The organism is Streptomyces sp. NPDC043876, from assembly GCF_056435825.1.
In genome coordinates, this window is record NZ_JBWKDV010000003.1 from 670,380 (window position 1) to 682,876 (window position 12,497).

At 71.9% G+C, this 12,497-nt stretch carries 14 protein-coding genes; 4 read left to right on the forward strand and 10 right to left on the reverse strand.

Going from position 1 to position 12,497, the window contains the following annotated elements:
* Nucleotides 1-33 precede the first annotated feature (33 nt).
* The gene (locus AC0693_RS12480; protein ID WP_468465706.1) at nt 34-720 is read right to left on the reverse strand and encodes an SDR family oxidoreductase; all 687 of its coding nucleotides are present in this window, start codon (nt 718-720) and stop codon (nt 34-36) included.
* A 155-nt stretch (nt 721-875) separates the two neighbouring features.
* On the opposite strand from AC0693_RS12480, the gene AC0693_RS12485 reads away from it, so the two are divergent.
* The 3 genes from AC0693_RS12485 (at nt 876) to AC0693_RS12495 (ending at nt 3,265) form a co-directional block, all read left to right on the forward strand.
* Complete coding sequence (locus AC0693_RS12485; RefSeq protein WP_469316818.1) at nt 876-1,436, forward strand: TetR/AcrR family transcriptional regulator; 561 nt, start codon at nt 876-878, stop codon at nt 1,434-1,436.
* 244 nt (nt 1,437-1,680) lie between these two features.
* Complete coding sequence (locus tag AC0693_RS12490; protein ID WP_478801688.1) at nt 1,681-2,757, forward strand: ArsR/SmtB family transcription factor; 1,077 nt, start codon at nt 1,681-1,683, stop codon at nt 2,755-2,757.
* 61 nt (nt 2,758-2,818) lie between these two features.
* Complete coding sequence (locus tag AC0693_RS12495; protein ID WP_478801689.1) at nt 2,819-3,265, forward strand: peptidase inhibitor family I36 protein; 447 nt, start codon at nt 2,819-2,821, stop codon at nt 3,263-3,265.
* Between the two features lie 119 nt (nt 3,266-3,384).
* On the opposite strand, the gene AC0693_RS12500 is transcribed toward AC0693_RS12495, so the two are convergent.
* The 4 genes from AC0693_RS12500 to AC0693_RS12515 form a co-directional block, all read right to left on the reverse strand.
* Complete coding sequence (locus tag AC0693_RS12500) at nt 3,385-3,972, reverse strand: hypothetical protein (RefSeq protein WP_478801690.1); 588 nt, start codon at nt 3,970-3,972, stop codon at nt 3,385-3,387.
* Between the two features lie 110 nt (nt 3,973-4,082).
* Nucleotides 4,083-4,523 (reverse strand): VOC family protein, encoded by a 441-nt coding sequence (locus AC0693_RS12505; protein WP_468465696.1) that lies wholly within the window; start codon nt 4,521-4,523, stop codon nt 4,083-4,085.
* A gap of 84 nt (nt 4,524-4,607) precedes the next feature.
* A complete protein-coding gene (locus AC0693_RS12510) occupies nt 4,608-4,835 on the reverse strand; it encodes a hypothetical protein (protein WP_468465694.1) in 228 nt (75 codons plus the stop codon).
* A 112-nt stretch (nt 4,836-4,947) separates the two neighbouring features.
* Nucleotides 4,948-5,370, reverse strand: a complete 423-nt coding sequence (locus tag AC0693_RS12515; protein WP_468465692.1) for a YjbQ family protein — start codon at nt 5,368-5,370, stop codon at nt 4,948-4,950.
* Between the two features lie 279 nt (nt 5,371-5,649).
* On the opposite strand from AC0693_RS12515, the gene AC0693_RS12520 reads away from it, so the two are divergent.
* A complete protein-coding gene (locus AC0693_RS12520) occupies nt 5,650-7,383 on the forward strand; it encodes a BCCT family transporter (RefSeq protein WP_468466367.1) in 1,734 nt (577 codons plus the stop codon).
* A gap of 93 nt (nt 7,384-7,476) precedes the next feature.
* Here AC0693_RS12520 and AC0693_RS12525 read toward each other — a convergent pair whose 3' ends face one another.
* From AC0693_RS12525 to AC0693_RS12545, 5 genes are all read right to left on the reverse strand, one after another.
* A complete protein-coding gene (locus tag AC0693_RS12525; RefSeq protein WP_478739052.1) occupies nt 7,477-7,707 on the reverse strand; it encodes a hypervirulence associated TUDOR domain-containing protein in 231 nt (76 codons plus the stop codon).
* A 155-nt stretch (nt 7,708-7,862) separates the two neighbouring features.
* Complete coding sequence (locus AC0693_RS12530; protein WP_478801691.1) at nt 7,863-8,762, reverse strand: NAD-dependent protein deacetylase; 900 nt, start codon at nt 8,760-8,762, stop codon at nt 7,863-7,865.
* A 161-nt stretch (nt 8,763-8,923) separates the two neighbouring features.
* Nucleotides 8,924-10,432 carry a DUF4246 domain-containing protein gene (locus AC0693_RS12535; RefSeq protein WP_478739054.1) on the reverse strand — a complete coding sequence of 503 codons (1,509 nt, stop codon included), beginning with the start codon at nt 10,430-10,432 and terminating at the stop codon, nt 8,924-8,926.
* A 126-nt stretch (nt 10,433-10,558) separates the two neighbouring features.
* Nucleotides 10,559-11,200, reverse strand: coding sequence for a hypothetical protein (locus AC0693_RS12540; protein WP_478801692.1), 642 nt, complete (start codon nt 11,198-11,200; stop codon nt 10,559-10,561).
* Between the two features lie 198 nt (nt 11,201-11,398).
* Nucleotides 11,399-12,448 (reverse strand): BTAD domain-containing putative transcriptional regulator, encoded by a 1,050-nt coding sequence (locus tag AC0693_RS12545; protein ID WP_478801693.1) that lies wholly within the window; start codon nt 12,446-12,448, stop codon nt 11,399-11,401.
* Between the last annotated feature and the right edge of the window lie 49 nt (nt 12,449-12,497).

The window sequence follows — 12,497 nt, forward strand, 5'->3', positions numbered from 1 at the left end:
TGAGGTGAGGTCAGCGGTGGTGCGCTGCGCGCTTCACGCCGCGGCCGGCGCTGCGGCCAGGCTCTGCTTCACGTACCGGGTGATGTCGTCGGCGAGGATCTCGGGCAGTCCCCGCTCGATGCCGGACAGGGCCTGCGCGGCGACGTCGGCGGGGTCGGTCTTCTGGTCGGCGGGGACGTCGGCGGCCATGCCGGTGTCCATGTACCCGACGTGCAGGGCCGAGACGGCGATGCCGCGGGGCGCCAGTTCTTCCCGGGTCGCGCCGGTGAGCGCCCACGCGGCCGCCTTGGCCGCCGCGTAGGCGCCGAGGTCGGCGGGGTGCAGCCAGGACAGGACGGAGAGGACGTTGAGCACGGCGCCGCCGCCGTTGGATTCGATGACGGGAGCGAAGGCCCGTGTAACGGCGAGCGGCCCGAAGAAGTTCGTGTCCATTTCCAGGCGCACCGCTTCCGGGCCGCCCGCGATCAGCCGGGCTCCGGTGGAGATTCCGGCGTTGTTCACCAGCAGCGTCACGTCCGACGCCGTGCGGGCGGCGGCGCGGATCGAGTCCTCGTCCGTCACGTCGAGCCGCAACGGGATGACCCCCGGCAGGTCGACCGTCTCGGGGCGCCGGGCGGCCGCGTACACCGTAGCCCCGCGCTCCACGAGCTGAGCGGCGAGGTGCCGTCCCAGTCCCCGGTTGGCGCCGGTGATCACCGCGACTGCGTCGTTGAGTTCCATGCTCACTCCCAGTTCCCTGCCCGGACCCGGTGTTACGGGCGTCGGGTCGGCGAAGGGCCACCGGCGAGCACCGGCGGCGCGTCATTAGATTACGCACGTAATCTAAGCACTCGTCTACGATAGATGCCAGTCGACATCCAAACGGGAGGTGGCCGATGGGCCGCGTATCGCAGGCGCAGGCGGACGAGAACCGTCGGCGGGTCGTGGAAGCGGCGTCCCGCCTGTTCCGGGAGCAGGGGACCCACGCCAGCGTCGCCGACGTCATGAAGGCCGCCGGTCTGACCCACGGCGGCTTCTACAAGCAGTTCGCCTCCAAGGAGGCGCTCATCGACGAAGCCACCGCCCATGCCTTCGACGAACTCACCCGGCACCACGAGGACGGGCTCCAGGAGTACGGCGGGCAGCGCGCCGTCGCCCAGCGGGCACTGATCGACGCCTACCTTTCCCCCGCGCACCGCGACAGCCCGGCGGACGGGTGCCCCGTCGCCGCCCTCGTCACCGACATGGCGCGCGAAGGCGAGGGGAGCGGGGCCCGCCGGACCTACGCCGAGGGCGTGTCCGACTTCGCCGAGTGGCTCACCACCGACGACGAGGACGGCCTCACCCGGCTGTGCACCCTGCTCGGCGCACTCGTCCTGGCTCGCGCCACCAGCGGTTCCCCGCTCTCCGATCGGCTGCTCACCACCGCGCGCGAAGCTCTGACAGCGCAGGGGTGATCGGGTTCACGACGGCGCCGGCTGCCGGACGGATCGGTGCCGGCGGCCGCCCGTGCCCAAAAGGTCCGGAAACAGCGTTGAACCGCGGCCCGGCAGCACCGGAGACTTGCTACCGCGGCCGCCTGCCTGTCTCTCTGCCTGCCTGTCGGTGTGCCCGTCCCGTCAGGTGAGCGGCCCGTCGTGGTGTGAGTGACGCCGGAACAGCCCGCGTCGCCGTACGAGCCCGGGATCAGTGGGACCACAGGTGTTGCGCATCCATTTCACCGCGGACGACCTCGCCCGGACGCGCGTCGCCACCACCATCGGTGCGGCGGCCGAGACGTACTACGGCCTGGAGATGCTCGGCAGACGCTCCCTCGCGGTCCCCTTCCGGCACTGGCGCGCGGAGGTGGCCGCCCGGCTGCCGCAGGAAGCCAGGCCGCTCACCGTCCTCGTGCCGGACCACGGCCCCGGGCTCGACCTGCTGACCCTGGCGGGTGACTCGCCCGACATCGAAGAGGCCGTGGACACCCTGTTACGGGCTCCGCGCGCCCGCGTACGCCGGGAGCTGGAGGCGGTCGCCGTCGGCTCCGCCCACTCCTCCTGGGCGCGGATTCTCGCCGAGGGGGACGGCGAAGCCCGCCGCCATCTGGCGGCGGCCCTCGCGGCCTGCCACCGCGTGGGCGTCGGCCCGTACTGGCCGACCGCCCGGTCGCGCCTCGAAGCGGTACGCGCGCAGCTCGCGCGCACCTTCCTGGAGGCGGGCGTGGAAGGCCTGCTCGCCACCTTGTGCCCGCCGCTGGTGCGGTGGAGCCCGCCCGTGCTGGAGGTGCGCCACCCCCGCCGGGTCGATGTCCGGCTGGGCGGCCGGGGCATCGTCCTCGCGCCGACGCTCTTCTCCTGGCGCGAGCTCAGCCTCCTGTACGACCCGTACGACGAGGAGTCGGTGCCCCGGCTCACCGTTCCCGCGGTGACCGACCTGGCGGACATGCGCGTCCTGGGGCACGACGGCGACAGGGCGGGCGCCGACGAGGCGTTGGGCGCCCTGCTCGGCCGTACCCGGGCGGCCGCGCTGCGCCTCCTCGTGGACGGCTGCGGCACCACCGAACTCGCCGGGCGACTCGGCATCACCCCGGCGGCGGCGAGTCAGCACGCGAAAGCCCTGCGGGAGTCGGGCCTCATCACCACGATCCGCAGGGGCAGTTACGTGCTGCACGTGACGACCGCCCTCGGGCGCGAGCTGCTCGGCGGGACGCGCGAGGGGGTGGCCGGCGGCGGGGCGGTGTTAAGCGGTGGCTTAACACCGTGGCCGCCGGAACCCGTGCGTCGGCAGGATGCGTGACGGCGCCGGCCCCGCGGGGTCGGGTGGCCACCCCGTCCGTCATTGAAGCAGGAGTACACGCATGGCAGTTGCAGCGAATTCACTGAGTACGAAGTCCCGCCCGCGCCGAGCGGGGGAGCGAGCGGCGGTCCTCCTGGGCGCCGCACTGATCGCCTTCGCGACGGCCCAGGCACCCGCGTCGGCCAGTTCCGCCCAGTGCGCCGACAACCGCCTGTGCGCCTGGTCCGATGCGGACTACGGCGGCATCTTCACCGCCTACACGGCCTCCGCGCCCGCGCTCGGGGGCGACAACGACCGGTTCGACTCCCTCTGGAACCGCAACAGCGTCTCCTGGTACGTCTACGTCGACGCGTACTACGGGGGCGCCAAGTACTGTGTCCGGCCCGGCTATTCGGTGTCGAAACTCGGTGACTGGTTCGGCCTCCACGACCGGATCTCGGCCGTCCAGAAGCTGGGCGGGACGTCCTGCGGGACCGCGACCCCGATCGGTTCCTACAAGGGCTCGTAGGCTTCGGCCGCCCCGTGACCGGCGGGCGGCCGAGGCCCCCTTGGCGCCCGTGGTGCGCGCCGCCGCCCGGAGGCCATTTCCGCGGCGGCGAGCGCCACCCACGCCCCCACCTCCCGGGGTCAGCTGAAGATGTCCAGGAGGTCCAGCCAGGTGCCCGCGTCCTGGGCGGGGCGGGGCCGCATCGGGACCGGGTCCGGGTAGCTCTCTGCGGCTGCCCTGGCCCGGACGATGTCCGGGCCGCCGCACGCCTCGACGGCGAAGGCGCCGAACACCTTGGCGAACGCGGCCGGATCGCGGATCACCACGCCGAACGCCCGGCCGTCCCACAGCGGCACCCACACCACCCGCTCGAACCGCATCCATTCCGGCACCGGCTGGTCGTCGGCGGTCGACCGCCCCTCCAGCCACAGCCGCGCCACGTGCAGCAGGTTCACCCTGTCCCTCGGCAACCGCTTGCGCCGCACGCGCAGTTCTTGCGAGGTCAGCTCGACGCGCTGGTCCTTCCGCGGGTACCACACCACCCCGATCCCGAAGGGCACCCACAGCAGGATCCCGATCAGCGGCCACACCAGCGCGTCGCCCCACGAGCGCAACAGGCCGCCGTCCAGCAGGTACAGGGCCCCGAAGACGAGAACCCACTTCGCCGTCATCCGCCAGAACCCACTGCCCTGCCGGTACAGGACCCGTCGCTTCCCCGTCATCACCATGCCCGCACGCTACCGGCCACCCCGAACCGCGCCACGGGCACCCTTCGGCAGGGCTCGCAGGACGGACGCGACCTACCTCGGGGCCACGGACCGGGGCCGCGGCGTCGTACTCAGCTCAGTTGTTCGGCCAGGCCGACGATGATGCCCTCGGGCCCGCGCACGTAGCAGAGCAGGTAGCTGTCCTCGTACCGGGCGATCTCGCCGAGGACTTCGGCGCCGTGGGGGCGCAGGCGGGCGACCGTGTCCTCCAGGTCGTCGACGGCGAACATGACGCGGTGCGTGCCCAGGATGTTGTGCGGCGGGTTGGGCGGCCCGGCGCTGATGGCCGCGGGGCTGCGGTACCTCGCCAGTTCGAGGCGGCTGTGACCGTCCGGGGTACGGACCATCGCGATGTCGCAGTGGACGCCGTCGAGCCCGGTGCACTGGTCGGCGACGGGACCCTTGACCTCCGCCCTTCCCTCCAGCTCCATTCCGAGTTCCACGAAGAACGCGATGGCGGCGTCCATGTCCTCGACAACGATCCCGACGTTGTCCATCCGCTGAATCGCCATGCCGGCTACTCCTTCTTCCTCGGTGACATGTTATTGCCCGGCCGTGTTCCTGCCCGGCCGTGTTCCTGCCCGGCCGCGCGCCGGTCAGGCAGCGGTCCGGCGCCCGGGCGTCTTCCGCGTCTTCACTCCGGCGACGACGAGCGCCGCCCCCAGCGCCAGGACGCCGAGGTAGGCGGGGGCCGGCAGGTCGACGACCCTGTGCAACCAGCCCCACTCCGTACCGAAGAAGGCCCGGGAGGCGAAGCCGAGGAGCCCTTGGGCTCCCAGGACGTAGCCGATGCATTCGATGGTGTATCCGATGGATGTTCGCACGGATCCACCCTCTCGCGGCCCGACCGCTGGATCGTCCTCCCCAGGGCCGAAAGCACGGTACTCCGAAGGATGCAGTCGGCGCAGGCGGCGCAGACGGTGCGTTCGGGTGCGTTCAGCCGAGGAAGGACAGCCGCACCGTGCGCTCGGGGTTGTCGCGGTTGGTGTCCACCAGGACCACCGACTGCCAGGTCCCCAGCGCCGGCTCGCCCCCCACCACCGGCAGCGTGGCGTGCGGCGGCACCAAGGCCGGCAGGACGTGGTCGCGGCCGTGTCCGGGGGAGCCGTGCCGGTGGCGCCACCGGTCGTCGGCCGGGAGCAGTGTGCGCAGCGTTTCCAGCAGGTCGTCGTCGCTGCCCGCCCCCGTCTCGATGACGGCCACCCCGGCCGTCGCGTGCGGCGTGAACACGTTGAGGAGTCCGTCGCGTCCGGCCGCGGCTTCCCGCAGGAACTCCACGCAGGCGGCGGTCAGATCGTGCACCGTCTCCCCGCTGCCGGTCGTCACGTCAAGGGTTCGTGTGGTGAAGGTGTCAGCCATGGTGCCATCCTCGCGCGGGACGGGGCGGGACTGCCGTAGCCGCACCGCGTGCGCCGGGAAGCGTCGGCCGCCGCGCAACGCCCGCGACCCGGCTCCCGCACCCGTCCGCCCGCCACCCGTGCGGCCTATCCCCCGGAGAAGGACACCCGCTTCGCGCCTGTTGTGCCCGGAACACGTGCCCGCGCCGTGGTACGGCATATCAGGACCCATACCGGGCAATGATCGCGAAAGGTGCCGCCTGTGTCTCAGGAGCAACGCAAACCGGGGCAGAGGCTACGGCTGCCCGTGAAGGCCGCCCTGCCCGGCCGCCATCCCTACGAGGACCAGGAGCCCGTCACAGACCGGGTGGTCTTCGGTGTGACCGCCGTGCTGACCCTGGGCTTCGTGATCTGGGGCGCCACGGCCACCGACTCGCTGGAGAGCGTGTCGGACACCCTGCTGAACGGGCTGATGCACAACGGCGGCTGGGCCTTCGTCCTGGTCGCCTCCGGGTTCGTCGTCTTCGCCCTCTGGCTCGCCGTCAGCCGGTACGGACGGATCGAGCTGGGCCAGGAGCACGAGAAGCCGGAATTCAGCACCATCTCCTGGGTCGCCATGATGTTCAGCGCCGGCATGGGCATCGGCCTGATGTTCTACGGCGTCAGCGAACCCCTCGCGCACTACACCACCCCGCCGCCCGGCACCAAGCCCGCCGACTCGGCGGACGCCATGCAGACGGCGCTCGCCACCACGCTCTTCCACTGGACGCTGCACCCGTGGGCCATCTACGCGGTCGTCGGTCTGGCCATCGCGTACAGCACCTTCCGGCGCCGCAGGCGGCAGACCATCAGTGCCGTCTTCGTCCCGCTCATCGGGAAGAAGCACGCCGACGGCGCGGCCGGCCGGGTGATCGACATCCTGGCCATCTTCGCCACCCTGTTCGGTTCTGCCACCTCCCTGGGACTCGGCGCCCTCCAGATCGGCAGCGGCATGCACGAGGTGGGGTGGCTGGGCAAAGCGGGCACCGGGCTGCTCGTCGCCATCATCGCCGTGCTCACCGTCTGCTTCGTCTTCTCCGCGGTCTCCGGCGTCGAGAAGGGCATCCAGTGGCTCTCCAACATCAACATGGTGCTGGCGGTCGTCCTCGCGGTCTTCGTGTTCGTCGTCGGCCCCACCATCCTGATCCTCGACCTGACCCCCACCTCCCTCGCCGCGTACATCGACCAGCTGCCCCAGCTGGTCGGCCGGACCGAGGCGTCCACGGGCGGCGGTGACGTCGCCGAGTGGCTGAGCAGCTGGACGGTCTTCTACTGGGCCTGGTGGATCTCCTGGACGCCCTTCGTCGGCATGTTCATCGCGCGCATCAGCCGGGGCCGCACGATCCGCCAGTTCATCGGCGGCGTCATCCTGGTCCCCAGCGCCGTGAGCCTGGTCTGGTTCGCCGTCTTCGGCGGCACGGCCATGCGGCTGAAGGAGCAGGGGAGCCTGGGCGGGGCGACCACACCGGAGGCCCAACTCTTCGGCGTGCTCCAGGAGTTCCCGCTCGCCGGCGCGATGAGCCTGCTGGTGATGATCCTGGTCGGCATCTTCTTCGTCTCCGGCGCCGACGCGGCGTCGATCGTCATGGGCACCCTCTCGCAGAAGGGCACCTTCGAGCCCGCCCGGATCATCGTCGTCTTCTGGGGAGTGGTGACCGGCGGCGTGGCGGCCGTGATGCTGCTCGTCGGCCAGGGCAAGGGCGACGCCCTCGCGGGCCTGCAGCACCTGACGATCCTCGTCGCGGCCCCGTTCGCCCTGGTGATGATCGGCATGTGCTGGGCCCTGTTGCGGGACCTGCGCCACGACCCGCTGATCGTCCGCGGCGAGCTCGCCGAGGAGGCGGTGGAGGAAGCGGTGATCGCAGGCCGCGAGAAGTACGCGGACGGCTTCGAGATCCGCATCGGCCCGGCCCAGGACGAGGAACCCGGGGACCCGAAGGGCGGCCGGGACCGCACGGACCGCGAAGGCCCGGAGGACCCGCCCCCGGCCTCCTGAGCGGCGTACGCCTGCCGTACGGCACCAACCGGGCGGGGCGGGGCGGGGCCGCGGCGCCGCGGCCCCGCCCCGGCCGCCGAGTCGGCAGCGGGCTCAGGAGGACCGACGGCCCTTCTTGCGCAGCGCTCCCGGCTTGTGCACGGCCGAGCGTCCCGAGGCGTCGCTCTCCACCTCGTACTGCGGTTCCCGCTCCGAGGCGTCGACGGTCCGGCCAGCGGCCCGCCTGCGGTCCGTGATCTTCTTCGTGACCTTGCCCTCGACCGTCTGACCGTGGCTCTTCCACGTGACCTCGTCGCCCTTGGTCAGGTCGTCCTTGCCCGCCATGTCCGGTTCCCTTCCCTCGCGGCCGGGGGAGCCCCTTTACGTTCTCCAGCCTCGGGGGCGCCCGTCGCATCCGCATCTCGTCGCACGGCGCGCGAGCAGAAAGGACGTCCTCACACGCCGGACGGGCTGGGAGGGAGGGCACTCGGGGCCGGTGGTCAGGCCGGGCCCGGGCCCGTGGCGGCGGCGCCCAGCCGGTCCGCCACGGTGGTCAGCGCGGCACCCAGGGGGAGCGCAACCCGGGTGACGGCATGGGCGTCACCCCGGGTCGGATCCCTGTTGACGATCAGCACCGGCTTGCCGGCCTGCGCGGCCTGGCGCACGAAGCGGAGCCCGGACATCACGGTCAGTGAAGAGCCCAGGACCAGCAACGAGGCCGCCTCGTCCACCATCGCCCGGCAGCGCGCCACCCGCCGCGCGGGCACGGCCTCGCCGAAGAACACCACATCGGGCTTGAGGACCCCGCCGCACCGGGCACAGGGCACCACCGTGAAGTCCCCGACCTGTTCGTCGGACAGGTCGGCGTCACCGTCCGGGTTCAGTCCGGCGGCCACCGGCGCGAAGCCCGCGTTCGCCTCCTCCAGCCTGCGGGCCAGCTCCCCGCGCGGACTGCGGTCACCGCAGGACAGGCAGACGACCCGGTCGAGCCCGCCGTGCAGTTCCACGACGCCCTCGCTCCCGGCGGCCTGGTGCAGGCCGTCGACGTTCTGGGTGATCAGCCCCGAGAGCAGCCCGCGCCGCCCGAGGGCCGCCACGGCGTGGTGCCCGGCATTCGGCCGGGCCCGGCCGAAGGTGCGCCAGCCCAGGTGGCTGCGCGCCCAGTACCGGCGGCGGGCCGGAGCACTGGCGGTGAATTCCTGGTAGGTCATCGGGGTGTGCCGGCTCAGGCTCCCGCCCTCGCCGCGGTAGTCCGGGATGCCGGATTCCGTGGAGATGCCCGCCCCGCTCAGCACCAGCACACCGCCGGCCCCGAGGGCGTCGGCAACCGGGCCCAGGTCCGTGGAACCGGGCAGCTGGTCCCCGGTCGGCGTCCAGCTCAGGGTCGGGCGCATGCGCATACCGCCAGCGTACGGGACCGGGCGGGGCGCCGACGGGCCGTCCCCGCGGGCCTGGCCGACGCCGAGCGGCGGGCCCTCGGGGCGCCGTTCCGGGGGCCCCGGCCGCGCTCACGGCCACCGGCCGCGGGCAAGTCGGCCCGCGGGCCCGCGGAACTCCCGGGTCAGTGCTCGCAGAGGGAGAACTCGCGCTCGTAGAGCTGCTCGTTGTGCTCGTCGACGAAGAACTTGCGCTCCTGCATGAGCTGTTCGCGGAAGGCCTTGGCCTGCTCGAGCGTCATGGTCGACGTGGCGGACCACGGCTGCTGCGGCGGTACGTCGGAGGTCGAGACGATGGGCTGCGACGGGTCGACCAGGAAGAACGCGAGGATCTTGCGGTGGCCCGGGCGGGCCGGGTCCGTGAGGCGGAAGGATCCGACGCGGTGCTGCAGCAGGTTCGGGAACGCCAGGCAGCGACCCGCCGGGGTCGATGCCGAGCCCAGTGTCTGGTTCAGCGCGTCCTCGTCTTCCAGCCCGTAGACCTCGCGCAGGCCGTTGTCGTCGTTCTGCTCGTAGTGCGGGTCGTCGAGGGCCGCCCGGAAGCTCAGCCGGCTCTCGGTGATGTTCTCGCTGTCCCAGTAGTAGATGCCGGTCGAGACGATGCGCTCGTTCAGCATCCCCTCGACGTGCCACGAACCGCCCGCGTACTCGGGCCGGTCCGGAGTGAGGTGGATGGTGGCGAGCTTGACGATGACCTGGAGACGGCGGCCGCGCAGGTCGACCCGGTCGGACGCGTCGGGCACCTCGGGCGGGGTGAAGACCGGGGCGTCCGGGACGACCGGTCGGCGGTTCTCCCACCAGGCTTCGTGGGCCTCTTCCCATGCACTGCGTGCGTCCCAGTACGCCCCGTCGTCGCTGTAGGACGTCCTCTTCGGATACTCCGGCTGGGAGTCGTACCACCCGTACGGATCGGCCTCGATCCGCAGCGGTCGCGGATGGCGCAGATCGGTGAGCACGTTCTCCCACAGCGGACGGAACCGCGCGAGCACGTCCGGCAGGACCGCGACCAGTTCGCGGTGCTTCTCGGGGTGGAGGTTGTTGACGTAGGAAAGGAGGGCGACGTCGCCGTCGTCACTCACGTCGATGTCCGTGGGCAGCCACTGGAACTTCTCCGAGAACTCGTACTTGGAGAAGTGGTCCGTCGGGTTCTGCCATGCCCGCTCGGGCCCGCCGCTCACCTCCCGCACCAGGCAGAACAGCGAAGGGTGTACCAGGTCCAGCACCTGGCCGCCGGACCCGGGGTGCCAGTCCCGTTCCGCTTCGGGCACTTCTTCCAGGACCCGGACCGCTTCGCGCAGCCGGGAACGGAGCGCGTCGTCCACCAGCGTGTCCGACTGCCACACCCCGTCGACCGCGGACGGCTCGATGCCGGTCTCCCCGTCCCGCAGGGCGGCGTAATGGGGGAGTTCGGCGAGCACGTAGTGGATCTGCGCTTCGGTGAGGCCCTGGGCGAGCGCCTCGTGCGTCCACCGGGCGACGATGCCGGCGTCGTCCATCTTCTCGACCCACCCCGGCTTCGCCCGAATGTGTGCGCTGCACTGCATCATCTGGAGTTCCCGCAGCGTCCGGGGGGTCGCGAACGCTATGGAACGGGAGGTGGTGAAGGGCAGCGGAAAAGCAGGCAGGCCGGTCAAGTCTCTGGGTCCTCCGAGTCGGTGTTCAGTGGCCGGAAGAATACTTCAGCGGACTGACACCGAGGCCGGCGTGGCCCCTGTCCCTGCTGGTCGGCGGCAGGGACAGGGGGCAGGAGCCGCCCGGACTCAGTTCGTGGCGCCGTACCAGGCACCGTCCGTGCCACCGAGCCCCGTGGAGACCTTCATGCTGGAGGCGCCGCTGCAATCGCTGCTGCTGTAGAGGTAGATGCTCGGGCCGAACTTCCACCACCAGCCGCTCAGCGGGGTGTTCCAGCCGGGTGTCGCCCAGCAGCCGCTGACGAGGGTCCCGTTCTGGTTGTACCCGACGACCATGACCGAGTTGGCGATGTGCTGGTTGTCGAAGAACTCGATCTGCCGGTTCTCGGGGAGCGTGGTGTTGCCCATGGGCCCGATGGCCTGCCAGTCGTTGCTGGAGGTCGTGGGGATGTCCGTGGGGTAGGAGGAGCCGCGGGAGGTGTTGTTGGAGTAGCAGTTGGTGGAAGACGTGTACCAGTAGGTGGACATGGCCCCCTTCCACCACCACCCGGAGATCCACGTCTTGTATCCCGACAGGGGGAAGCACTGCTTGACGGAGTTGCCGTTCTGGTCGTGTCCCCATACGAGCACCGACGTGGCGTTGCTGTTGTTGAGGAGCAGTATCTGCTGGCCGTTGCCACCGGCGTGCGCGCTTCCCGCGAAGACCAGGCCGGCGGTGAGCGCGACACCGAAGGATGCGGCGACGGCGGCGATCTTGCGTGCGATGTGCATGGTTCCCCCAGGGTGGTGGCGACCGGGAGCCGGGATCGGCCTGGTGGCAGGGGTGCTGCCGGGCCGCTCACCGTTGTCGATCCGGACGTCGCCGAATCTAGGCCTGGACCGGTCGGCATGCTGAACGCTCGGCGCGAGGATCGTTGACGCTCAGCGCAGGGAGCCGAGTGCGGGGTGAGGACGCGACGGGCCGGCCCGTCAGTGGTGTGGGCGGCCCGAGAGGATCGTCCGGTGGGCCTGGCGCAAGGGGGTGCCGGGGGTGACGCCGAGGTCCTCGGCGAGGCGGCGCCGGGTGCGGCTGAAGACGGAAAGGGCCTCGGCCTGGCGGCCGTTGCGGTGGAGGGTGTGCATCAGGAGGGCGGCGACCGGCTCGTCGAGCGGCTCCGCCGCGGCGAGGGCGGAGAGTTCGGCGATCGCCTCGGTGGGGAGGCCGAGGCGGAGCTGGCAGTCGACCTTGCGCTGCGTGAGGTCGACACGGTGGCGGCCGAGCCGCAGCCGCTCCAGTTCGGCGAACGGGCCGGGGAGGCCCGACAGGGGCTCGCCGCGGAACAGGGCCAGGCCCTCGGTGAAGAGCCGCACCGCCTCGGTGAGGTCCCCGGCCCGCGCGGACGCTTCGGCCGCGGTGGTGAGCGAGTCGAGCCGCGTCACGTCGTGCTCGATCCGGCCGGCGCCGATCCGGTAGCCCCGTCGGTCGTGCTCGATCACCGGGGCCGTGCCGAGGCGCTTGCGCAGCCGGTAGACGTACACCGGCACGACGTTGCCCGCGGGGGATCCGCCGCCCCACACGCCGTCGAGCAACTGCGTCCGGCTGAGCGGCCGGTCGGGGGCAAGGGCGAGCATCGCGAGCACCGCCTGCTGGCGCAGCGGGCCCAGGTCGACGGGTTCCCCGGCGAGGTGGGCCTGCGGCGGCCCGAGGAGCGAGAGCCGCAGTCGCGGACGGGCGGTGGGGGCGGCGGTCGGTCGGCCGGAAGCCGGGACCGGTTCCGGGGGCGCTGCGCGGCGGCGCGGGCCGTGGCCGGGGAGCACGAGGCCGCAGTCGAAGGCGTGGACTATGGCGGCGGCCCGGTCCGCCAGCGCCAGTTTGGTGAGGACGCGGCCGAGCAGTTCGACCACGTCCGCCTCGGGCAGCGCGAGGGCCTCGGCGATCTCGGCGTCGCACAAACCGCAGCCCGCCGCATACAGCACCCGCCGCTCGGGCGCAGTGAGGGCGGTGACCTCCGGTCGGACGGAAACCGCGGTCGTCGGCATGGTGTCCCCCTGTTCTCGGAACCGGTCGCTCCGGTCGTCGCCTCCGAGA